Here is a 22,840-nt window from a genome sequence, read left to right on the forward strand (position 1 = left end):
GCATCTTGGTGCAAGAGCCCCTTGCGCTATTGCGCCAGGGGCTTCGTCTATTCCGGGGCACCCGGTTCGACGGTTCAGGCTTTGCCGTACAGCGTCGTACGGCATGTACGACGTTTGCGTACGCCCCCTGACCTTGGACATGCCCCGCCCGGAAGGGGTGTACGCCTGTGCCCGCACTTGTGCTGCTCGGTGCTCAGTGGGGTGACGAGGGCAAGGGAAAGGCCACCGACCTCCTCGGTGGATCCGTGGACTATGTGGTGCGCTACCAGGGCGGCAACAATGCCGGCCACACGGTGGTCGTCGGTGACCAGAAGTACGCACTGCATCTCCTCCCCTCCGGAATCCTTTCACCGGGGTGTACCCCGGTCATCGGTAACGGTGTCGTCGTCGACCCGGCGGTCCTGCTCTCCGAGCTGAGTGGGCTGAACGACCGCGGCGTGGACACGTCCAAGCTGCTGATCAGCGGTAACGCTCATTTGATCACCCCGTACAACGTCACCGTCGACAAGGTGACGGAACGCTTCCTCGGGAAGCGCAAGATCGGCACGACCGGGCGCGGCATCGGCCCGACGTACGCCGACAAGATCAACCGGGTCGGCATCCGCGTCCAGGACCTCTACGACGAGTCGATCCTGGAGCAGAAGGTCGAGGCGGCCCTGGAGCAGAAGAACCAGCTTCTGGCCAAGGTCTTCAACCGGCGGGCCATCGAGGCCGGCAAGGTCGTCGAGGACATGCTCCAGTACGCGGAGCAGATCAAGCCCTTCGTCGCCGACACCTCGCTGATCCTGAACGACGCCATCGACGCGGGCAAGGTCGTCCTCTTCGAGGGCGGTCAGGGCACGCTGCTCGACGTCGACCACGGCACGTACCCCTTCGTCACCTCGTCGAACCCGACCGCGGGCGGCGCCTGCACCGGTGCCGGCGTGGGTCCGACCAAGATCAGCCGGGTCATCGGCATCCTCAAGGCCTACACCACCCGCGTCGGCGCCGGCCCGTTCCCGACGGAGCTGCTCGACGAGGACGGCGAGGCGCTGCGCCGGATCGGTGGCGAGCGCGGTGTCACCACCGGCCGTGACCGCCGCTGCGGCTGGTTCGACGCCCCGATCGCGCGGTACGCGACCCGGGTCAACGGCCTGACCGACTTCTTCCTCACCAAGCTCGACGTCCTCACCGGCTGGGAGCAGATCCCGGTCTGCGTGGCGTACGAGATCGACGGGAAGCGCGTCGAGGAGCTGCCCTACAACCAGACCGACTTCCACCACGCGAAGCCGATCTACGAGAACCTGCCGGGCTGGTCCGAGGACATCACCAAGGCCAAGACGTTCTCCGACCTGCCGAAGAACGCGCAGGCGTACGTGAAGGCGCTGGAGGAGATGTCCGGCGCCCCGATCTCCGCTATCGGCGTCGGCCCCGGCCGGACCGAGACCATCGAGATCAACTCCTTCCTGTAGGCCGCTGCTTGCGGGCAGCCGCCTGCGAGCGGCCGGGAAGAGCGAAGAGCAGCCGGAAGGGCCGGGGCGCGTGCGCCCCGGCCCTTCCCTGTGCCCGGACTGCCCGGACTCAGTTCTCCCCGCAGATCCGCAGCCCCTCCGGTGTCGCGCACGGCAGGTGGCCGTGGGTCCGTACGACGTCCTGGCCGCTGCCCCGGCCGAGATAGGCGAGAAAGCTGGAGGCCAGCGAGTCGGCGGGCGGGCTGCCGTAGGTGTACGCGTACTCGATCTCCCGGTACGGATAGCTGCTGGTCGCGATCGTGTCGGCGGACGGGGTGGCCCCGTCGATCGCGAGCTGGTGCGCACCGGTCGGCTTGGTGCCGGAGCGCATTTCGCTGTAGCCGATCGCGCCGGGGAGCCGGCCGACCTCGGTCAGGACCTGGTCGGTGGAGTCGAGTTCGCAGCGGATCACCGGGGCCCGCGGGTCGTCCTTCGTGGTGCAGTCGCGGGAGGACTGGGCGGGTTCGTTGCGGCCCAGGACCCGGCGCTGGAAGACCTCGCGGGTGCCGGAGTTGGCGTCCCTGCTGACCAGCAGCACGGGCAGGTCGGGGCCGCCGAGCTGCCGCCAGTTGCTGATGTCGCCCCGGTAGATGCCCCGGACGGTGTCGAGGGTCAGATTCCTCAGCGGCACCCGGTCGTTGACGACGAGGCGGAAGAGCGAGACGGCGACGCGGCTCTCGCGCAGCTGCGGGAAGCCGCTCGGCTTCGGGCCGTCGGAGAGGGCGACCAGCGCGGGGGAGCCGGACTTCCCGGCTGCGGCGCCCCGTTCCGCCAGTTCGCGTATCCCGGCGGTGCTGCCGTGCGCGTCCACGGTGACGGTGGCCCCCTCGCACGCCGCCGCGTACTTCTGCGCCAGTTCGTCCAGGACGGGCTTGAAGGAGGTGGAGCCGGTGACGGTCAGCTCGCCCCGGGCGCAGCCGATCGGGGGCCGGGTCTCGTCCCGTACCAGGATGATCGTGGCCAGGGTGATCACGCAGACGGTCAGGGCCACGGTGATGAACCGGGCGGCCCGGCCGAACAGCGGGGGCTTCTCGTCCGGGCGGGCCGCGGTGTTGGTCCGCACCTCGCCGTCCCGGATGCCGCCGGTGATCCGGATGGGGCTGCCCACGCGCGAACCGGTGAGCAGGACCAGGAGTTTGAAGTGCTCGCCCCGGTTGAGCGGGACGCGCGGCAGCCGGATGAGGGAGCCGCTCTCGCGCAGCCCGGCGGACGGGGTGAAGTGGTCCATGAGGTGGTCGGCGCCGGGGGAGTGGGTGACGGCGATGCCGCGCACCCGGCGGTCGGTGAACTCGACTACCAGACCGTGCAGCTGCTCGTCGGGGCCGGTGTAGTCGCCGCGTGCGATGGACTGCGAGCCGTCGTTCTCGACGCGGAGCAGGACGAGGGTGGCATCCGCCATGCCCGGGGTCTCGTCGAAGAGCCCGAGCCGCACATTGGCCCGCCCCTGGCCGGCATCGCCGCCGATCGGGGTGTCCATCTGCACCCGGTAGCCGATGCGCTTGCGGCGGGGTACGCGGCGTTCGTACCAGAGGACACCGATGGAGGCGAGGACGCCCAGGACGGCGGTCGCCACGGCCACGACGTTCTCGGCGCTGAACCATTCCATGGCCCGGTCCCCCTGACTGTCGGACACCTGTACGGGTTCGCGTGCGGGTCACCGTAGGGGTGCCGGCGGGCGGGCAGATGGCTGCGGGGTGGCCAACGGGCTTCGTTCAGACCGCAGTTGGTCGCGCCTTGACAGGTCCAGACCAATCGGGGTTGGGTGTCGGGATGCCCGGACGGCCCGCCCGCCGAGGGGTGCGGCGCGCCATGCCCCGTCCTGCCGAAGGAGTGAGCAGCGCTGAACCGCTTCAAGAGCATGTCGACCGTCCTGAGTGCCGTCATCGCGATGGCGGCCTTCCTCCCCGGAGCCGCGCACGCGGCCCCCGTGTCCGCCGCCGCAGAGCGGTGCGCGCCCCTGTGGAGCGCGTCCACCACCTACACGGCCGGTGGCAGCGTCTCGCACCACGGCCGCAACTGGACGGCCAAGTGGTGGACGCGGAACGAGAATCCGGGCGCCACCACCGTCTGGGAGGACCGGGGCGCCTGTACCGGCGGCGTCTCCGACTTCGTGATCAGCGAGGCGGAGTTCGACGAGATCTTCCCGGAGCGCGCCCCCTTCTACACGTACCAGGGCCTGATCGACGCCCTGCACGCCTATCCGCGCTTCGCGAACACCGGGACCGAGGCGACGCGGAGCCGGGAGGCGGCGGCCTTCCTGACGCACGCCGACTTCGAGTCGGTCGGTCTGCGGTACGTGAAGGAGATCAACGAGGCCAACTACTGGATCAAGTGCGACTACAGCCAGCCCTTCGGCTGCCCGGCCGGTCGGTCCGCGTACTACGGGCGCGGGCCGATCATGTTCAGCTGGAACTTCAACTACAAGGCGGCGGGGGACGCGCTGGGCCTGGACCTGTTGAACGATCCCTGGCTGGTCGAGCGGGATCCGTCGGTCGCCTGGCAGACCGCGCTCTGGTACTGGAACACCCAGAACGGGCCCGGGACGATGACCTCGCACGACGCGATGGTGGGCGGCGCGGGCTTCGGCGAGACGATCCGCTCGCTCAACGGCTCGCTGGAGTGCGACGGCGGCAACCCGGAGTCGGTGGCGGCGCGCGTGGCCAAGTACGAACGGATCACGGGAGTCGTCGGGGTCGACCCGGGTTCGGGGCTGACCTGTTGACGACAAGTCGGGAACGACGGGACTGAACGGCCGGACAGTCCGCCGTCCCGCATGCTGGACGGGCCCGAAGGTTTTACCTTCGGGCCCGTCGTGCGTTCCGGGGTGATCCGGACTGCCGGCGTCCGCAATTGCCGCTGTTGAGAGCGCTCTCGGCCGCGCATCCCTGTGCGGGGGCGGCCGGGAACGGTCCGGCGGGGCCGTATTTTTGCGATGGTCTAGACCTTGACAGGTCCAGACCAACACCGCTTGAGTGACGTCCACCCCCCATGGCGGCGCACCGACATGTCGGTGCGCCGCGCCGAAGGAGTGTTCAGATGATCCGACGCATTCTGGGCCTGCTCGCCGCGCTGGGCGCGGTCGTCGCAATGGTCGTCATTCTCCCGAGCACCGCATCGGCCGCCGAGTGCGCGGCCCCCTGGAACTCCTCGTCCGTCTACACGGGCGGCGGCGCCGCCTCGTACAACGGGCACAACTGGACCGCCAAGTGGTGGACCCAGAACGAGACGCCCGGCAGCTCCGACGTCTGGGCCGATCAGGGCAGTTGTGGCGGCGGCGGCACGGACCCGGGTGACCCCGGTTCGTCCTCCGACTTCGTGGTCAGCGAGGCGCAGTTCAACCAGATGTTCCCGGGCCGGAACTCCTTCTACACCTACAGCGGTCTCGTCGCCGCCCTGGACGCCTACCCGGGCTTCGCCAACACCGGCAGCGACACGGTGAAGAAGCAGGAGGCCGCCGCCTTCCTCGCCAACGTCAGCCACGAGACCGGCGGACTGGTCTACATCGTCGAGCAGAACACCGCCAACTACCCGCACTACTGCGACAGCAGCCAGCCCTACGGCTGCCCCGCCGGCCAGGCCGCGTACTACGGACGCGGTCCGATCCAGCTCAGCTGGAACTTCAACTACAAGGCCGCGGGCGACGCGCTCGGCATCGACCTGCTGGGCAACCCCTACCTGGTCGAGCAGGACGCGGCCGTGGCCTGGAAGACCGGCCTCTGGTACTGGAACACCCAGAACGGCCCCGGCACCATGACCGCGCACAACGCCATCGTGAACGGCGCCGGATTCGGTGAGACGATCCGCTCCATCAACGGCTCGATCGAGTGCAACGGCGGCAACCCCGCCCAGGTGCAGAGCCGTATCGACAAGTACCAGGCGTTCGTGTCGATCCTCGGCACCACGCCCGGCTCCAACCTCAGCTGCTGACCGGCTGGACTCCCGTCGTACGGGGGGTGCGTCCGGCCTCACGGCCGGGGGCGCCCCCCGTACGGCTGTCCGCCCTCCGTGAGGTCCAGTGACCGGAAGGCCAGCCACAGGTCGTAGCGCGCGCTCGGCGGCCGCAGCAGCGAGCGCCCGAGCACCGTCTCCAGCCGGGTCAGCCGCTTGCGCAGCCCCGGCACGGAAATGTCCAGCGCCTCGGCGGCGGGCCCGATCTGCGCCTCGTGCGCCAGCCAGGTACGCAGGGTGGTGTGCGGGTCGGCCCCGCCGCCGCCCGCCGCCGCGAGATCGAGCGGGCGCAGTTGCTGGACCGCCCAGGAACGCATCGCCGGCAGCCGCAGGAGCGCGTCCGGCGACAGCGCGGGCGAGGCCGCCGCTGCCGTCTCCGCCCGCCGGGGCAGGGCGGGCGTGGCGCGGACGCGCAGGGCGAGGTCCAGCGCCGCCTGGTCGGCGACCCGGTGCAGATCCAGGCCCAGCACCTCGCCGATCAGCCGCAGCCGGGCGGCCAGGGTGTTGCGGTGGATCTTCAGATGCTCGGTGGCGTGCGAGGAGAAGGCCAGCCAGGAGGCGAGGGTGGCCGCGAGCTCCTGGCTCCCCGGGTCCTGGCTGCGGCGCGGCAGATGCGTCAGCAGCGGGGCCAGCAGCGCGTCGGCCCACCGGGCGCCCTCGGCACCGGCCACCAGCGCCGGTTCCGGGGCGGCGCCGAAGCGGGCGTGCCGCTCCGCGAGACCCCGGGCCACGGCCAGCGCGTGGAAGGCCTGGCGGTACGCGGTCGCGGTGTCGGCCAGCGGCACGTCCTCGCTGATCCCGACGACGCAGTCGTCCACCACCGAGGCGACCTCGGGCCCCAGCCGCTCGTCGGCCGGGTCGGGGCCCGCCGGTACGACGAGGATCAGATGGCGGGCGTAGACCGGGCAGCGCACGATCCAGGACCGGCCGCCGGACAGGTCCGCGCAGACCCGGGCCACCTCGTCGCGGCCTCGGCCCGGGCACTCGACGACGCAGACCCGGACGGGGTCGGGCAGGCTGGGCCTGAGCGCCCCGGCCACCTGGTGCGCGATCGACAACTGGCCCGTCATGAGCAGATGCAGGACCGCCTCCCGGCCGCGCGACTCCGCCAGATCGACGCGGCGGCGCTTGCGCTCGACGCTCTCGGCCGCCCAGCACATCGTCAGGGGCAGGGCCGCGTCGGCGAGGAGGGTGGCCAGCCCGGCCGGCAGCGGGCGCCGGGCGACCACCGCGAGGACCGGCGGGGGGACGTCCGCCGGTCCGTCCAGGGAGAACATCAGCGCGGTGTGCGGTCCTTGGTCTACGGAGAGGGAACGGGCGCCGAGCGCCGTCAGTTCCCTGGCCCCCGAGGACGCGAGGGCGGCTGCGGCGGCGCTCGTCCGTTCCGGCACCCGGGCGACGCCGTGCAGCACCGAGCCGTCGCCGTCGACCAGGCCCGCCCAGCCCTCGGCGCGGCCGGACACCCAGCGCAGCAGCTCCTTCGAACCGCCGGTCCTGGCCAGTCCGTTCATCCGGATGACGTCGTCGGCCCGCCTCCGCGCGTGCACATCTCCCCCGCTCCCGCCCTGACCGGAGTGCAGCGTAACGGCCCCGGCTGTGCGAACTGATACCCGAGGCGGTCCACACCGTGCGGACCGAATCTTTCCCGGCGCCTACCCAGCCCTCTAGAGTCCGAACGCGGTTGCGGGCCTTTCGGGGGAGAGGCACGGGGGACGACGGCATCGGCCCACGGGGGTGGCCGCTGTCGTCGGCCGCAACCGCACCCTCCGCGCGTTGTCAGTGGTGACCCTTAGCGTCGTATCCGTAGGGATCGTCGGCGCACAAGGAGAGGTCACCCCCATGGAGTTCCGTATCGAGCGCGGCGCACTGGCGGACGCCGTGGCCTGGGCGGCCCGTGTGCTGCCGACCCGCTCCCCCGTCCCCGTGCTGGGCGGTCTGCTGCTGGAGGCGGCGGACGGCCGGCTCGCCGTCTCCGGTCTCGACTACGAGGCGTCCGCCCGCATCGAGGTGGCGGCCACGGCCGTCCGGCCGGGCAGGGTGCTGGTCATGGGCCGGCGGCTGCTGGATGTGTGCCGGGTGCTGCCCGAGGGGCCGGTGGAGTGCGCGGTGGAGGGCTCCCGGTTCACGGTGACGGGCGGCGGCGCGGGCTTCGGCCTGTCGGTGCTCCCGCTCGACGACTACCCGTCCCTGCCACCGCTGCCGGACGTGCTCGGGTCGGTGGACGCGCAGGAGTTCGCGGCGGCCGTGGCCGATGTGACAGTGGCGGCCGGCCGGGACGACACCCTGCCGACGCTGACCGGGATCCGGCTGGGGCTCGACGGTGACCGGATGACCCTGGCGGCCACCGACCGCTACCGCTTCGCCGTGCGCACCCTGGGCTGGAAGCCCGGGACGGCGGGCGTCTCGGCCGATGTCGTCGTCGCCGCCCGCAGACTCTCCGAGATCGCCCGCTCCTTCGGCGGCGCGGGCAGTGTGCGCCTCGCGCTCGACGGCGGTTCGGCGGGGTTCGAGCGGGAGGGCATGCGCACCACGGTCCGGCTGCTCGACGGCCGGCTGCCCCGGCACGACAAGCTGTTCGCGCTGGCCGACCCGGTGACGGCGGTGACCGACCGCGAGCCGCTGGTCGAGGCGGTGAAGCGGGTCTCGGTGGTGGCGGACAACAACAGCCCGCTGCAGTTCGCCTTCGGCCCGGACTCCGTGCTGCTGCAGGCGGGTTACGAGGACGACGTGGCGTCGCAGCGCCTGCCCGCCGTGCTGGCGGGGACCGACGGGATGACGGTCGCCTTCAACCCGGCGTACCTGATGGACGCGCTGGCCTCGTTCGACTCGCCGGTCGTCCGGTTCCAGCTGATGGGACCGGGGCAGCGCGCCATGGTGACCGGACACGCCGACCACGGGGACGCGCTGGCGGGGACGAGCGGCGTCACCGCACAGCCGGCGCACCAGCACCTGCTGATGTCGGTGAAGCCGCTCGTCTACTAGCTCCGGAGAGGGGTCACTTGGTGAAGATGAAGTACTTCCAGGCGCCGTGCGTGGTCGTGTTCACGTTGTCGCCGGAGGAGCCGTCCAGATAGGAGGCGCGGATCCGCATGCGGTAGCCGGTGTCATGGGTGCCCGTCAGCGTCACATCGGTCTTGCCGCCGGTGCCGAGCTTGAAGTACTGCGAGCCCGCGTCGTACCAGGTCCCCTGGTAGTAGAACTGCATCGCCAGGCGGAACGAGCGGTTTTTGTGGTAGCTCATCTTCGTGGTGAAGACGGGGTTGGTCTTCTTGTGGAAGTACGCGTACGACCGCGAGCCGATCTTGGCCGTGCGGTACTGCTTGGCGACGGTGGTCGAGACCTTGACCTTGGCGTAGGCCGTGGACTTGACCGTCCGGGACGCGTAGCGGGCGTCGCCCTTGAAGACGGCGGTGACGGTGGTGTCCCGGGTCATGTCGACCGTGGCGGACAGATTGCCCTTGGAGTTGACCTTGCCGGTCTTCACCAGCTTCTTGGGCTTGTCCGTGCCGTACGGGTCCGCCCACAGCTCGACGGTGCGGTTCTTGTACGTCGAGCCGAGGTGCGCGGTGAACGACACGTCGGTGCCGTACGCGTACACCGCCTTGTTGCGGTTCAGGGTCAGCGAGGGGGTCGCGCGGGAGACGGCGACCTTGGCGGAGCCCGCGCCCGGGGAGTGGAGGGCGTCCCCGGCGTACGACACCTTGTAGGTGACCGTGCCGCCGGCGGGCGGGGTGTCGGTGAAGGAGAACGTGCCGTTGGACTTCAGCGCCACGGCGGGCAGCGCCCTGCCCTTGGGCGACTCGACGTCGGTCCGTGTCACGGTCGCCTTGGCCCCGGCCGGGAACGCCGCGTTGGACGCCGCCTTGCCGGTGACCGTGAGCTTCTTGCCGCGCGTCGCCTTCGCCGGGGCGGTGACGGTCACCGAGGTCACGGACCTGACGGGGTCGGTGAGCACCCGCAGCGAGCGGACGCCGTTGCTGTTCACCGTCACGGCGAACAGCCGGCTGGTGTCCGGCGCCCAGGCCAGCCCGCCGGGGTCGAGGGTGTCCGAGCCGCTGCTGTTCCCGGTGTTGGGGAAGTCGTAGGTCCGCACCGGCTTCGCGGTGGAGCCCTGCTTGTAGACGTAGACATCGGGCTCGTACCAGCCGGAGATGCCGGCGGCGACCGTGCCGTTCGGCGCGATGGCGACGGCGTTGGGGTACGCGTCGGAGGGATAGGCGATCCCGGGCTTCAGGTCCGATGTGCCGTAGGACTGGTGGTGGTACGGGTAGCCGCTGGCCACCACCAGCTGGGTGCCGTCCGGGCTGAGCGCGAGGTCGGACAGGTTGCTCCCGTCCGTGCTGGTCGCGGCGGTCCGGTCGGCCGTGCCCGAGCCGACGTCGTACACCGCCAGCTGCACCGGGCTCTGGCCCTGGATCCCGGCGGCCAGCACATCGGGTGCGCCGGGCGTGGAGGCCAGCGTCGGCGCCGCGTACCAGGTGCCGTCCGTCTCCTGGCCGAGGGCCACGACCGGCTCCGGGCCGGTCAGGTCGAGCGAACCTATCTGGCCCGCGCCGGCCGAGCCGTAGCCGAACCAGAGCTTGCCGCCCGCCAGGGCCGGGTACTTGGGGTCGGTGCCCTCGCCGGTGGCGTACCGGGCGGACTCCTTGAGCGCCGCCGTGTCGATCGTGACGATGGCGTCGGCGCCCGGGACGGCGGCGTAGAGCGTGCCGGAGTCGGCGGACAGATCGAGGCCGGTCACCCCGGGCAGCGACGGCAGCGTCGCGACGACCGCACCGCTGTAGTCGGCGACGAGGACCTTGCCGCCCTCCGGGTCGCTGATGAAGACGTGCTGGTGCACCCCGTCCGCGACGACGTCGCCGACGGACTTCGCGGAAAGGATTTTGCTGGAGTCGGCGGCGGCGGGATTCGCCGCGCCGCCGACCAGGACGACCGAGCTGAACAGGACCGCGACCGAGGTCGCGGTGGAGATTCTGCGCGTACGCATGTGCTGTCTACCCCCACAGTGAAAGAGGGCCGCACGGCGTCCGGAGTGAAGCACCGGGGCGCGGCCCAGGGGTGCAGCGTATGGCATGTCCTTCACAGGTTGCGCACATATACGGGGGGCGGGCGGCCCGGCCCGCTCAGCCGGACTTCGTGTACGTGAGCTTCTCGCCGGTGGTGGTGTTCTCGCGGCTGAGGGTGCCGTCCGGGAGAAGGGTGAGCAAGGTGGAACTGCCGGGCGTGCAGGACGCCATGGGCTCGCCGAGCGTCACCGAGGACGGCCCGAGGCTGACCGGGCCTCCGTCGGACGGCTCGGTGGCGAGGTCCGCCTCGAAGACGCAGCGGTAGGTGCCGCCCGTGGCCAGCGGGCCTTCGGCGGTCAGGGTGAGGACGGGGTCACCGACCTGGCCCTGCCGGATGACCAGTTCGCGGGTGGAGTGGCCGTTGGCGTTGTCGATGCTGCCGGACCAGGTGCCGAGGTAGTCCTTGGGGATCGCGCCCTTCTCGTCGCCGTTCTGTGCGTCGTCGCTGGGCGAGGGGTCCTGGCTGCCGTCGGGGGAGGGCGAGTCGGAGGCGTCGTCCGAGGGGGACGGGCCGCTCGAACGGGTCGGGGACGCCGTGGGCTTGCCGCCGTGTTCGTTCATCAGCGCGTAGACCGAGCCGCCGGCCCCGATGGCGACCAGCACGGCGATCACTACGAGCGCGACGGTCGACCCCGTGCTCCGGCGGGCGGGAGCGGGGGCGGGCTGCGGGGCGCCGCCCGGCGGGACGGGGCCGTACGGGGGCGTGGGCCCGAAACCGGGCTGCGGATAGCCGTACGGCCCGCCCTGGTTGGCACCCGGCTGCTGCGAATACCCGGACGGATAGCCCGCGTTGGGGCCGGGCTGCTGCGGATAGCCGTAACCGGGGGCAGTGTTCTGCTGCTGCGGATGGCCGTAACCGGGAGCGGTGTTCTGCTGCTGCGGGTAGCCGTAGCCCTGCACCGGGTACGGCTGGGCGGGCTGCTGCGGGTAGCCGTACCCGGGGGCGGGCGCCGTGGGAGTGGGGGCTGCGGGGGGCGGAGTCGCAGGGGCCGGGGTCGCGGGGGGCGGAGTCGCCGGGGGCGGAGTCGCCGGGGACGCCGCCACGGCCGGGGGCGGGCCGACCACCGTCGGCCCGGGCGCCGGGAGGGCGGGCGCGGGCTTCTTCAGCGGGACGAGGGGCGTGGTCGGCGCGGCGGCCTCGGCATTCGGGACCGGCGCACCCGGGGCCGCGCCGCCCGGCACCGCGTCCTGCGGCGCGTCGGACGGCACCGCGTCCTCGGGCACGGCGTCGGACGGCACCGCGTCCTGGGGCTCCGCCGGCGGGGGCGCGTCCTCCGGGTCCTCGGAGTCCAGCAGTTCCACCGCGTGCCGGCCGAGCTGGGCGAGGAGCGCGCCCGGCAGCCAGGGTTCGGCGCTGTCGCCCCGGTCCAGCAGGGCCAGGATGTCGTCCGTCGTCGGGCGGGCCGCCGGCTCCTTGTGGAGGCAGGTCCTGACCAGATCGACGAGCCCGGTCGGCACCCCGGACAGGTCGGGGTCCTCCTGCGCGATCCGGAACAGCAGGGCGTGCACCTCGTTGGCCGCCGCGCCGAACGGGAGCCGTCCGGTCGAGGCGTACGCCAGCACCGCGCCCAGACAGAACACGTCGCACGCGGCGGTCACCCGCTCGCCCCGCACCTGCTCGGGCGCCATGAAGCCGGGCGAGCCGATCAGCGCGCCGGTGCGGGTGAGACCGCTGTCGGCGACGGTGTCGAGGGCCCGGGCTATCCCGAAGTCGATGACGCGCGGGCCGTCGATCGTGAGCAGGATGTTGGACGGCTTGAGGTCGCGGTGGATCAGCCCGGCGGTGTGAATGGCCTTCAGGGCGTGGGCGAGACCGGCACCCAGGATGCGGACGGATCGTTCAGGCAGGGGGCCGTACGCTCCCGGAGCCGCTTCGGCCGAGGCGCTCGCGTGGCCCGTGACGGTGGCGTGGAGGGAGGGCCCCGCGACGTACCCGGTGGCGACCCAGGGCACATCGGCCTCGGTGTCGGCGTCCAGCACGGGGGCGGTCCAGGTGGAGCCGACCCGGCGGGCGGCCCGCACCTCCTGCCGGAACCGGTCGCGGAACTCCTGCCGGACGGCGAGCTCTTCCCGTACGAGCTTCAGCGCGACCGTGCGTCCCCGGTCGGAGCGGGCCAGATACACCTGGCCCATGCCGCCCGCGCCGAGCCGGCCCAGCAGACGGTAGGCGCCGATGCGCTGCGGATCGGCGGACCCGAGCTTCTCCATGGTGTGCAGTCCTCCCCCGTACGGCGACACGCCGGACGGGGACGAGAATAGCGGCGCGGCCCGGCCCGCCGGTGCGGGGCCGGGGCTCCGTCCTCAGCCGCCGGACGGCGTGGGGGCGCCGGGGTCGCGGGGTGGGTCCATCGCATCCAGTACCCGGGACAGGCGTTCCAGGACACGGACCGTCTCGGCGGACTCCTCCGGGCCCAGCTCCGAGGCCAGCCGGGCGGCGAACTCCGCGTGCCCCGGGTTGATCCGGGCCATCGCCGCGCGCCCCCGCGGGGTGGGCCGGAGCAGTTTCGCGCGGCGGTGCGCCGGGTTGGCGGCGTACTCCGCGAGGCCCTTGTCCACCAGTAGATCGGCGATGCGCTGCACGGCCTGCCGGGAGATGCCCATGGCCCGGGCGATCCCGGAGACCGGCAGCGGATCGCCCACCACGGCACCGAGCACCTGCCACCAGGCGGCGGTCAGCCCGGCCGGGCGGGCCAGCCCCTCCGCCACGGAGAGGAACTGGCCGTTGAGCCGGAAGACCGTGAGGGCGGTCCGGCTCAGCCGGTCCTGTTCCTCGTGGCTCATCCGTTCAGCACCTCGTAGGCGCTCGGGTCCGAGTCGTGGAAGAGCTGGTACCAGGCGTCGAGCTTCTTCCCCTCGTACACCCCGAGCCGGGCGAAGACCTCGCGGGCGAACGCGACGGGTTCGGTCGGTCCGGCGGTGATCAGGTCGCCGTCGGTCACGGCGTCGGCGTCGACGTAGTGCTCGCCGCCCGCGTAGCCGGTCGCCGCCAGATAGAAGGAGACCGCGCTCGTGTGCTTCCGCCCGTCGAGCAGCCCCTCGCGGGCCAGTCCCGCCGTCGCCCCGCAGATCGCGGCGACCGGCACGCCCGCGTCGAGGAAGGCGCGCGCGGTGCGGGCGAAGGGGGCGAGCGCGTCACCGGAGTCCCAGAGCGCGGCGCCCGGCAGGATCAGCAGCTCGGCGTCCTCGGGACGCAGACCGTGGAGGGCCAGATCGGGCCGGACGGTCAGCCCGCCCATGCTGGTGACGGGGTCGGTGGTGGGGCCCACCGAGCGAACGGTGAAGCCGTTCTGGGCGAGGTGCGCGGTGGTGTGCCCGGTCTCCCAGTCGGCGTAGGTGTCGTACACGGCCAGGTATGCGGTCCTGCGGGTCATGACGGGCCTCCTCGACGGAAGAACGCTTATGGCAACATGTTGTCACTTCGACAACATGCTGTCAATGTCGTTCGGGTCCCGTGCCGACCCGACACCCTGCCGAACCAGGCGGCCCACGCCGTACAAGGTGGCCATACCGGGCGGCGCCTCCCGCCGCCTACGCTCCCCGCATGACCCCTCATCCCCCTGTCGACTCCGCCGCCGGGGCGGCCGTGAAGGCCGCCGACCGTGCGCATGTGTTCCACTCCTGGTCCGCCCAGGGCCTGATCGACCCGCTCGCCGTCGCCGGCGCCGAGGGGGCGTACTTCTGGGACTACGACGGCAACCGCTACCTCGACTTCACCAGTGGCCTCGTCTACACGAACATCGGCTACCAGCACCCCGCCGTCGTCGCCGCGATCCAGGAGCAGGCGGCGAAGATGACGACCTTCGCGCCCGCCTTCGCCATCGAGTCGCGCTCCGAGGCCGCACGCCTCATCGCCGAGCGCACCCCCGGCGCCCTGGACAAGATCTTCTTCACCAACGGCGGTGCCGAGGCCGTCGAGAACGCCGTCCGGATGGCCCGGCTGCACACCGGCCGCACGAAGGTGCTCTCCGCCTACCGCTCGTACCACGGTGCCACCTCCACCGCGATCAACCTCACCGGCGACCCGCGCCGCTGGCCGTCCGACAACGGCTCGGCCGGGGTCGTGCGGTTCTGGGCGCCGTTCCTCTACCGCTCCCCCTTCTACGCCGAGACCGAGGCGGAGGAGTGCGCCCGCGCGCTCCAGCACCTGGAGGACACCCTCGCCTTCGAGGGCCCCTCGACCATCGCCGCGATCATCCTGGAGACCGTCCCGGGCACGGCCGGCATCATGACGCCGCCGCCCGGCTACCTCGCCGGGGTCCGCGAGATCTGCGACCGGTACGGGATCGTCTTCGTGCTCGACGAGGTCATGGCCGGCTTCGGGCGCACCGGCAAGTGGTTCGCCGCCGACCACTTCGACGTCACACCGGACCTGATGACCTTCGCCAAGGGCGTCAACTCCGGTTACGTACCGCTCGGCGGCGTCGCCATCAACGCCGAGATCGCCGCGACCTTCGAGACCCGCCCCTACCCGGGCGGACTCACCTACTCCGGTCACCCGCTGGCCTGCGCCGCCGCCGTCGCCACCATCCGGGTCATGGAGGACGAGAAGGTCATCGAGAACGCCGCCCACATCGGCGAGACGGTCCTCGGCCCCGGGCTGCGCGAGCTCGCCGAGAACCACCCGTCGGTCGGCGAGGTCCGCGGCCTCGGCGCCTTCTGGGCACTGGACCTGGTCCGCAACAGGGAGACCCGCGAGCCGCTGGTCCCGTACAACGCGACGGGCGAGGCCAACGCCCCGATGGCGGCGTTCGCGGCGGCGGCGAAGAAGAACGGCCTGTGGCCCTTCGTCAACATGAACCGCACCCACGCCGTGCCCGCCTGCAACGTCACAGAGGCCGAGGCCAAGGAGGGCCTGGCCGCCCTAGACGCCGCGCTCTCGGTGGCCGACGAGCACACCGTGTAACCGCGCGGCGCGCCCCTCTCCGCCCCCCTCGTCTAAGGTGACCCGAGGCCGAGATGGGGAGGGGCGCCATGCGCGCGAGCGGAGCTGTCACCCGCAGTACGCTGCGGCAGCAGATCGCGGACGCGCTGCGTGACGAGGTGCTGGCCGGACGGCTGCAGCCGGGCCGGGAGTTCACCGTCAAGCAGATCGCCGAGCAGTACGGCGTCTCCGCGACGCCCGTCCGCGAAGCCCTCTTCGACCTCTCCGCGCAGGGCCTCCTCGAATCCGACCAGCACCGGGGCTTCCGGGTCCACGAGTTCACCGTCGCGGACTACCGGGCGATGGTGGAGGCCCGCACCCTGGTCATGGACGGGGTCGTCCGGGACGTCTTCCGCGGCCCCTCCCCGTCCCCCGCCCGGCAGGCGGCCTACCGGGACGCGCTCGTCTCCGTGCGCCGGCGGGCCGACGAGGCCGCCCGCGCGGCCCGGGGCGGCGACCTCGACATACTGATCGGCTACGACCTGCGCTTCTGGCGCGAACTGGGCGGGCTCGTCGGCAACAGCTACATCAGCGACTTCCTCCACCGGCTGCGCGTCCAGGCGTGGGTCTTCGCCGTGCCGTACCTGCGCGGCGACGCCGACGTACGGGACTGGCTCTGGAACGGGCACGCCGAACTCGTCGCCGCGATCACCCACCGGGACCGCGAGGCGCTGCGCGCGGTGCTGGACGACTACAACCGCCACGCGCTGAGCTGGGCGGACCGGCTGGCGGACGCGGATTCCGCCGCGTCCGAAGCCCCGGACGCCTGACCGCGCGGGGGCCCGCGCCGGATGGCGCGCCCCGGGCACTGTCCGCGACGGGCCGACCGCATTACGCTGTCCCGACCATCGCACGAACCCGTTGGAGAGCGAGACTTCGTGGCCTGTGACCTGTGGCTGGTCCCCCTCGTCGATGTGCTGTGCCACAGCCCCGACAACCCCTTCGCCGAAGAGATAGCCGTCTACGACAAGGCACTGGGCGAGGCGGGCCTGCCGCCCGTCCCCGTCTACGCCTACATGCCGGGCCTGACCGGCGACGTCGCCCCGGTCGCGGGCTTCGACTACGACGCGCTGCACTTCCTGCGCCGCGCCTATCTGCTCCAGCTCAGCGGTCTCGCCGTCACCCCGGTCGACGCCCTGGGCGGGGACTACGAACAGCTGCTGGAGATGTTCGAGCCGACCGCCCGGCAGTCCCATCTGGTCTGGCACTACGACCACGCGGGCGCGTACGTCCCCCTGGACTTCCCGCACCCGCTCGCCACCGACGACCTCCTGGAGGGCGGCGGCCCGCTCGGCTCGGCGCACGGACTGCTGCGGGAGCTGGAGTTCGTCGCCCCGTCCATCGGCATCGACCCGGCCAACCCGCCGGCCGCCCCGCTGCCGCCCGCCGCGCCCACCTCGCTGGAGGAGCCGGCGAGCCCGATCCCCTACGACGACAACCCGTTCGCCCGGGAGCGCCACGTCTGGCTCGGCCTGCACGCCGCGGTCACCCGCAGCCTCGCCCAGGGCTCAATGATCATCTTCAGCTGACGCCGGCCCGGCGCCCCCGCCCGCGGCAGGTCACCGCGGGGACTCCGGGGGCCGCTGCCGCGGCATGTTCGGCCGGCCCATCGACTGCAGCGGGAACCGCCCCGGCACCGCCCCGGGCTCGGGGCGCCCGCCGCCCGAACCGCCGGAGACCAGCGCCTGCATCCCCATCGGCGCGGGCCCGGCCCGGAACTCCACCATCCAGTCCGCGGTCTCCGACCGTACGAGCTCGGTGATGTCCTCCGAGAAGCGCCGCAGCACCCCCAGACACCGCTCGGCCGCCTCGCTCGCCGTCCCCTCGGCCGGGCCGAGCACCTCGCGCACGCACTCCGAGGCCCAGTCGAACTGGAGCACCTGGAGCCGCCGCTGCACCGCCTGGGCCGTGGCGAGATTCCTTATCCAGCCCGAGGTCAGACCGAAGTACCGGTCGCACGCCATGCACGCGGCGCCCAGCAGCAGCGAGAGATACCCCCAGCCGGCCGCGCCGTGCAGCGCGCCCGTCAGATCGAGCAGCGGCAGCGCGGCGCCCGCGACCGCGCCGACCGCGGTCCCGATCCGCAGCACCCGGGCCCCGAGCCGCTTCCACACCCGGTCGTTCAGATACCAGTCGGCGGTGCGCAGCGCGTCCGCCTCGACCCAGCGGTACAGCTCGTCGAGCCGCTGGGCGGGCTCGCCCCAGTCGCCGAGCGGGAAGGGCGTCCCGGTCAGGTCCCGGCCCCGCCCGTCACGGCCCGCGGCGCCGGAGCCCTTACCGGAAGGAGCGGCCGCACCGGCCGGACCCGGCGCACCGGATTCGTTGCGGGGCGGCACTTCGGGCTGCATCTCCGGCTGACTCACCGGGGTACTCCTCTGCATGCTGCATAGCGACGCGTGTTGCTCGACCGCGTACTCGACGATGGGCGGGACTCTGCTTTCCGTGCTCTGGCTGTCCGACGCCCCGGGACGCAACCGGCAGTGCCCCGTACGTAACCTTGCGTGACGGAGGAGGTGCGTGGGTGTACCGGGACGCATGCCCTTCCTACCGCCGAATGGTGGGCCGTGGGGTCGAAATCGCGGTATTCCCGGGTGCCTACGGCCTCTGGTCAGGTATAGGAGTCCCGGCACCGCTGACCCGGTCTCACTCGAAAGAGTTGCTCGCCGGCGGGTGGGGCGCGCCGCGCGGGGACCACGTAGGCTCGGCATACCGAAACTTTTGTCGTCGAAATGCCTGGAGTGACCGTGATTCCCGGTGGTGGTCAGCCCAATATGCAGCAGCTGCTGCAGCAGGCCCAGAAGATGCAGCAGGACCTCGCCGAGGCCCAGGAGGAGCTGGCGAGGACCGAGGTGGACGGCCAGGCGGGCGGCGGCCTGGTCAAGGCGACGGTCAACGGCTCGGGGGAGCTGCGCGCCCTGGTGATCGACCCGAAGGCGGTGGACCCGGAGGACACCGAGACGCTCGCGGACCTCGTCGTCGCAGCCGTCCAGGCGGCGAACGAGAACGCGCAGCAGCTCCAGCAGCAGAAGCTGGGACCGCTCACCCAGGGCCTGGGCGGCATGCCCGGTCTGCCCTTCTGACCGCGCGCATACCCAAGACCGTACGTACGCCCTACGGTACGTACCACGATCCGGCCGGCCCGGCACGAAAGGCGTTCCGTTGTACGAAGGCGTGGTTCAGGACCTCATCGACGAACTGGGCAGGCTGCCCGGCGTCGGTCCCAAGAGCGCGCAGCGGATTGCCTTCCACATCCTGCAGGCCGAGCCCACGGACGTGCGCCGGCTCGCCCATGCCCTGCTGGAGGTCAAGGACAAGGTCCGCTTCTGCGCGGTCTGCGGCAACGTGGCCCAGCAGGAGGAGTGCGGCATCTGCCGCGACCCGCGCCGCGACCGGACGGTCATCTGCGTGGTCGAGGAGCCGAAGGACGTCGTCGCGATCGAGCGGACGCGCGAGTTCCGGGGCCGTTACCACGTCCTGGGCGGGGCGATCAGCCCCATCGAGGGCGTCGGCCCGGACGATCTGCGCATCCGCGAGCTGCTGGCCCGCCTCGCCGACGGCTCCATCACCGAGCTGATCCTGGCGACCGACCCCAACCTGGAGGGCGAGGCCACCGCGACGTACCTCGCGCGGATGGTGAAGCCGATGGGCCTGCGCGTCACCCGCCTCGCCAGCGGCCTGCCGGTGGGCGGCGACCTGGAGTACGCGGACGAGGTCACGCTCGGCCGCGCCTTCGAGGGGAGGCGCCTGCTCGATGTCTGATCCGCAGCGGGTCCGGCTCTCTCTCCCGGCGCCTCTTCCGGTTCCACTTCCGGGGTCTCACGGCGGCTTTATGTTCAGCGACGCTATGTTCTACTCACCGTCTCCGACCGTGCACACGGGAGGTCTCCTCGATGTCTGACGCCACGCTGAACACCGTCACGCAGGACCCCGACGACTTCGCGGTCCAGATCGCGGACCAGATCAAGACGTTCATCGTCGCGGTCACCGAGGTGTCCAAGGTCGAGGAGCCGGAGGAGGCCGTCCCCGTCCTGCTGCTCCAGGTCTCCCAGCTGCTGCTGGCCGGCGGCCGGCTCGGCGCCTACGAGGACATCCTCCCCGACGAGCGCTACGAACCGGACCTGGGCCCCGAGCCGGACGCCGACGGCCTGCGCGAGCGCTTCGCGGCGCTGCTGGAGCCGATCGACGTCTACTCCGAGGTCTTCGACCCGTACGAGCCCCGCAAGGCCCCGGTCCCCGCGCGCATCTCCGACGACCTCGCCGACCTGGTCACGGACCTGCGCCACGGCCTGGCCCACTACGAGGAGGACCGCACCACCGAGGCCCTGTGGTGGTGGCAGTTCTCCTACTTCTCCAACTGGGGCTCGACCGCGTCCGCCACCCTGCGCGCCCTGCAGTCCCTGATCGCCCACATCCGGCTGAACCAGCCGCTCCAGGAGCTCGACGGCCTGGACACCGACCAGGACGCCGGCGACGACGACCTCGCCGAGGAAGCGGGCCGCGTGATGGCGGAGGAGATCGCGGGTCCGCTGGGCGTGCGGCCGGTCAGGTAGGCGCACCGACGCCGGCCCCGAGCCCGGCCCTCCTCGTGTGGGCTGGGACACAAACGGGAGTGTGGGCGCGTTCGGCGGGCAGCAGCGGTTCACGAGCAGTTCGGAGCGGCTCGTCGATGATCACGTGGTGAGCGGGACATCTCAGCATGTGGTATCGGCGAGGCGTTTCCGGGCTGCTCGTTAAACTGAGCCGACCGCAGTAATGGATTGAGCGAGGAGCGCACGTGGGCCTTGTCGTGCAGAAGTACGGAGGCTCCTCCGTAGCCGATGCCGAGGGCATCAAGCGCGTCGCCAAGCGAATCGTCGATGCCAAGAAGAACGGCAACCAGGTGGTTGTCGTGGTGTCAGCGATGGGCGACACGACGGACGAGCTGATCGATCTCGCCGAGCAGGTATCCCCGATACCGGCCGGGCGTGAGTTCGACATGCTGCTGACCGCGGGAGAGCGGATCTCCATGGCGCTGCTGGCCATGGCGATCAAGAACCTGGGCCACGAGGCCCAGTCGTTCACCGGCAGCCAGGCAGGCGTCATCACCGACTCGGTCCACAACAAAGCGCGCATCATCGATGTGACGCCGGGCCGTATCCGTACGGCGCTGGACGAGGGGAACATCGCGATCGTCGCGGGGTTCCAGGGTGTGTCCCAGGACAAGAAGGACATCACCACCCTCGGCCGGGGCGGGTCCGACACCACCGCCGTCGCGCTCGCGGCCGCGCTGGACGCCGAGGTCTGTGAGATCTACACCGATGTGGACGGTGTCTTCACCGCCGACCCGAGGGTCGTGAAGAAGGCCCGGAAGATCGACTGGATCTCCTTCGAGGACATGCTGGAGCTGGCCGCGTCCGGCTCCAAGGTGCTGCTGCACCGGTGCGTCGAGTACGCACGCCGTTACAACATCCCGATCCACGTCCGCTCGTCCTTCTCCGGACTGCGCGGGACCTGGGTCAGCAACGAGCCGCAAGGGGACCAGCAGGTGGAGCACGCGATCATCTCCGGAGTCGCCCATGACGTCTCCGAGGCCAAGGTCACCGTCGTCGGCGTGCCCGACAAGCCGGGCGAGGCCGCCGCGATCTTCCGTACGATCGCGAACGCCGAGGTCAACATCGACATGGTGGTGCAGAACGTCTCCGCCGCGTCGACCGGTCTGACCGACATCTCGTTCACGCTCCCGAAGTCCGAGGGCCGCAAGGCCATCGACGCGCTGGAGCGCAACCGCGGCGCGATCGGCTTCGAGTCGCTGCGCTACGACGACCAGATCGCCAAGATCTCCCTGGTCGGCGCGGGTATGAAGACCAACCCCGGGGTCACCGCCGGCTTCTTCGAGGCGCTCTCCGACGCGGGTGTGAACATCGAGCTGATCTCGACGTCCGAGATCCGCATCTCGGTGGTCACCCGCGCGGACGACGTCATCGAGGCCGTGCGCGCCGTGCACACCGCCTTCGGCCTCGACAGCGACTCCGACGAGGCAGTCGTGTACGGGGGCACCGGCCGATGACCGCACGCCGCCCTTCGCTCGCGGTCGTCGGCGCGACCGGGGCGATCGGTGGCGTCATGCTCCAGATCCTCTCCCAGCACGCGGATGTCTGGGGCGAGGTGAGACTGATCGCCTCGCCGCGCTCGGCCGGCCGCAAGCTGGTCGTGCGCGGCGAGGAGAGCGAGGTCCTCGAACTCACCGAGGACGTCTTCGACGGCGTCGACGTGGCGCTCTTCCTGGTGCCCGACGAGGTCTCCGCGCGCTGGGCGCCGCTCGCCGCGTCCAAGGGCGCCGTCGTCATCGACGACTCCGACGCCTTCCGCCGGGACGGCGACGTCCCGCTGGTCGTGCCCGAGATCAACCCCCATGCCGTACGGATCAGACCGCGCGGCATCGTCGCGAGCCCGAACTGCACCACGCTGTCGCTGATCGTCGCGGTCGGCGCCCTGCACGCCGAGTTCGGGCTGCGGGAGCTGGTCGTCTCGTCCTACCAGGCCGTGAGCGGCGCCGGCCGCGACGGCGTCGCCGCGCTGCGCGAGCAGCTGTCGATGGTGGCCGGCACCGAGCTCGGTACGAAGCCGGGCGACGTGCGCCGCGTGGTGGGGGACACCGACGGCGGCCCGTTCGCCGCCCCGGTCGCCCTGAACGTCGTGCCGTGGGCCGGGACGGACGCCGGCGACGGCTGGTCGTCCGAGGAACTGGCGATCCGCGAGGAGTGCCGCAAGATCCTCGACCTGCCCGGCCTGCGGGTCTCCGCGACCTGCGTCTACGTACCCGTGATCGCCACCCACTCGATGTCCGTGCACGCCCGCTTCGAGAACGAGGTCGCGGTCGACCGGGCCCACGAGATCCTGGCGACCGCGCCCGGCGTGGTGCTGTACGACAGCCCGGGCGCCGGGGACTTCCCGACCCCGTCCGACGTCGTGGGCACGGATCCGACCTGGGTCGGCCGCGTCCGGCGCGCGCTGGACGACCCGAGGGCGCTGGAACTCTTCGTCTGCGGCGACAATCTCCGCAAGGGAGCGGCGCTCAATGTGGCACAGATCGCCGAATCGGTCGCGGCCGAGATCCCCCGGTCCTGATCGAACCTGATTTGTGTGCTCTGTGAACACCCTGTGAGCAAGTTGCTGGTCTGAACCTCTTGAGCTGGGACGTCACGGTGTCCGACGATGACCTTTCGGTCTGTCGCAACCGCCGGGCGGGCGGCAGGCGTCTAAGCGGTCACTTCTTGCGCGGCGGGGCGCATGTTCGGGGCATTCGGGGAAGAGCGGGTACGTATGCAGGCATATCGCATGGACTCAAACGCGGTGCCGGATGCGTACAACCCTGATGGGGGGAAACGTGTCCAACTGGCGTGGCAGAGGTTCTCGATATCACAGTGGTGGGCCCC

The 22,840-nt window shown here is 71.6% G+C and carries 19 protein-coding genes; 12 read left to right on the forward strand and 7 right to left on the reverse strand.

Annotation, left to right across the window (positions count from 1 at the left end; all coding sequences use genetic code 11):
- The first annotated feature begins 167 nt into the window (after positions 1-167).
- Positions 168-1,451: an adenylosuccinate synthase gene (locus RLT58_RS19230; RefSeq protein ID WP_311311612.1), complete on the forward strand. Its 1,284-nt coding sequence runs from the start codon at positions 168-170 to the stop codon at positions 1,449-1,451.
- A gap of 109 nt (positions 1,452-1,560) precedes the next feature.
- Here RLT58_RS19230 and RLT58_RS19235 read toward each other — a convergent pair whose 3' ends face one another.
- Entirely contained in the window at positions 1,561-3,096 is a 1,536-nt protein-coding gene (locus RLT58_RS19235; protein ID WP_311311613.1) for a substrate-binding domain-containing protein, read from the reverse strand.
- A 252-nt stretch (positions 3,097-3,348) separates the two neighbouring features.
- On the opposite strand from RLT58_RS19235, the gene RLT58_RS19240 reads away from it, so the two are divergent.
- Positions 3,349-4,212 (forward strand): glycoside hydrolase family 19 protein, encoded by an 864-nt coding sequence (locus RLT58_RS19240; RefSeq protein ID WP_311311614.1) that lies wholly within the window; start codon positions 3,349-3,351, stop codon positions 4,210-4,212.
- A gap of 314 nt (positions 4,213-4,526) precedes the next feature.
- On the forward strand, positions 4,527-5,417 hold the full coding sequence (locus RLT58_RS19245; RefSeq protein WP_311311615.1) for a glycoside hydrolase family 19 protein: 891 nt from the start codon (positions 4,527-4,529) through the stop codon (positions 5,415-5,417).
- A gap of 38 nt (positions 5,418-5,455) precedes the next feature.
- On the opposite strand, the gene RLT58_RS19250 is transcribed toward RLT58_RS19245, so the two are convergent.
- Entirely contained in the window at positions 5,456-6,949 is a 1,494-nt protein-coding gene (locus tag RLT58_RS19250; protein ID WP_311314567.1) for a helix-turn-helix domain-containing protein, read from the reverse strand.
- Positions 6,950-7,277: 328 nt separating this feature from the next.
- Here RLT58_RS19250 and dnaN point away from each other — a divergent pair, with 328 nt between their 5' ends.
- Positions 7,278-8,420 (forward strand): DNA polymerase III subunit beta, encoded by a 1,143-nt coding sequence (gene dnaN, locus RLT58_RS19255; protein ID WP_311311616.1) that lies wholly within the window; start codon positions 7,278-7,280, stop codon positions 8,418-8,420.
- A 13-nt stretch (positions 8,421-8,433) separates the two neighbouring features.
- Here the strand turns inward: dnaN and RLT58_RS19260 are convergent, their stop codons facing one another.
- The 4 genes from RLT58_RS19260 to RLT58_RS19275 all read right to left on the reverse strand — a co-directional run bounded on the left by RLT58_RS19260 (position 8,434) and on the right by RLT58_RS19275 (position 13,875).
- Entirely contained in the window at positions 8,434-10,425 is a 1,992-nt protein-coding gene (locus tag RLT58_RS19260; protein ID WP_311311617.1) for an Ig-like domain repeat protein, read from the reverse strand.
- Positions 10,426-10,561: 136 nt separating this feature from the next.
- Entirely contained in the window at positions 10,562-12,712 is a 2,151-nt protein-coding gene (locus RLT58_RS19265; RefSeq protein WP_311311618.1) for a serine/threonine-protein kinase, read from the reverse strand.
- A 93-nt stretch (positions 12,713-12,805) separates the two neighbouring features.
- The gene (locus RLT58_RS19270) at positions 12,806-13,285 is read right to left on the reverse strand and encodes a MarR family winged helix-turn-helix transcriptional regulator (RefSeq protein ID WP_311311619.1); all 480 of its coding nucleotides are present in this window, start codon (positions 13,283-13,285) and stop codon (positions 12,806-12,808) included.
- Positions 13,282-13,875, reverse strand: a complete 594-nt coding sequence (locus RLT58_RS19275) for a type 1 glutamine amidotransferase family protein (RefSeq protein WP_311311620.1) — start codon at positions 13,873-13,875, stop codon at positions 13,282-13,284. Before RLT58_RS19275 ends, RLT58_RS19270 begins: the two co-directional genes overlap by 4 nt.
- A gap of 170 nt (positions 13,876-14,045) precedes the next feature.
- On the opposite strand from RLT58_RS19275, the gene RLT58_RS19280 reads away from it, so the two are divergent.
- The 3 genes from RLT58_RS19280 to RLT58_RS19290 all read left to right on the forward strand — a co-directional run bounded on the left by RLT58_RS19280 (position 14,046) and on the right by RLT58_RS19290 (position 16,954).
- The gene (locus RLT58_RS19280) at positions 14,046-15,407 is read left to right on the forward strand and encodes an aspartate aminotransferase family protein (RefSeq protein WP_311311621.1); all 1,362 of its coding nucleotides are present in this window, start codon (positions 14,046-14,048) and stop codon (positions 15,405-15,407) included.
- A gap of 68 nt (positions 15,408-15,475) precedes the next feature.
- Positions 15,476-16,195: a GntR family transcriptional regulator gene (locus RLT58_RS19285; RefSeq protein WP_311311622.1), complete on the forward strand. Its 720-nt coding sequence runs from the start codon at positions 15,476-15,478 to the stop codon at positions 16,193-16,195.
- 108 nt (positions 16,196-16,303) lie between these two features.
- Positions 16,304-16,954: a putative DNA-mimic protein gene (locus RLT58_RS19290; RefSeq protein ID WP_311311623.1), complete on the forward strand. Its 651-nt coding sequence runs from the start codon at positions 16,304-16,306 to the stop codon at positions 16,952-16,954.
- Between the two features lie 30 nt (positions 16,955-16,984).
- Here RLT58_RS19290 and RLT58_RS19295 read toward each other — a convergent pair whose 3' ends face one another.
- The gene (locus RLT58_RS19295) at positions 16,985-17,773 is read right to left on the reverse strand and encodes an SLATT domain-containing protein (protein ID WP_311314568.1); all 789 of its coding nucleotides are present in this window, start codon (positions 17,771-17,773) and stop codon (positions 16,985-16,987) included.
- Between the two features lie 396 nt (positions 17,774-18,169).
- Between RLT58_RS19295 and RLT58_RS19300 the strand changes: the two genes are divergently transcribed.
- From RLT58_RS19300 to RLT58_RS19320, 5 genes are all read left to right on the forward strand, one after another.
- A complete protein-coding gene (locus RLT58_RS19300; protein ID WP_311314569.1) occupies positions 18,170-18,505 on the forward strand; it encodes a YbaB/EbfC family nucleoid-associated protein in 336 nt (111 codons plus the stop codon).
- A gap of 79 nt (positions 18,506-18,584) precedes the next feature.
- A complete protein-coding gene (recR, locus tag RLT58_RS19305; RefSeq protein WP_266780167.1) occupies positions 18,585-19,184 on the forward strand; it encodes a recombination mediator RecR in 600 nt (199 codons plus the stop codon).
- A gap of 131 nt (positions 19,185-19,315) precedes the next feature.
- Positions 19,316-19,975, forward strand: a complete 660-nt coding sequence (locus tag RLT58_RS19310) for a DUF5063 domain-containing protein (protein ID WP_311311624.1) — start codon at positions 19,316-19,318, stop codon at positions 19,973-19,975.
- A 224-nt stretch (positions 19,976-20,199) separates the two neighbouring features.
- Positions 20,200-21,471, forward strand: coding sequence for an aspartate kinase (locus RLT58_RS19315; protein WP_311311625.1), 1,272 nt, complete (start codon positions 20,200-20,202; stop codon positions 21,469-21,471).
- The gene (locus RLT58_RS19320) at positions 21,468-22,532 is read left to right on the forward strand and encodes an aspartate-semialdehyde dehydrogenase (RefSeq protein WP_311311626.1); all 1,065 of its coding nucleotides are present in this window, start codon (positions 21,468-21,470) and stop codon (positions 22,530-22,532) included. Before RLT58_RS19315 ends, RLT58_RS19320 begins: the two co-directional genes overlap by 4 nt.
- Positions 22,533-22,840: the final 308 nt, after the last annotated feature.

It is taken from the genome of Streptomyces sp. ITFR-16 (assembly GCF_031844705.1).
Taxonomy (GTDB): domain Bacteria; phylum Actinomycetota; class Actinomycetes; order Streptomycetales; family Streptomycetaceae; genus Streptomyces.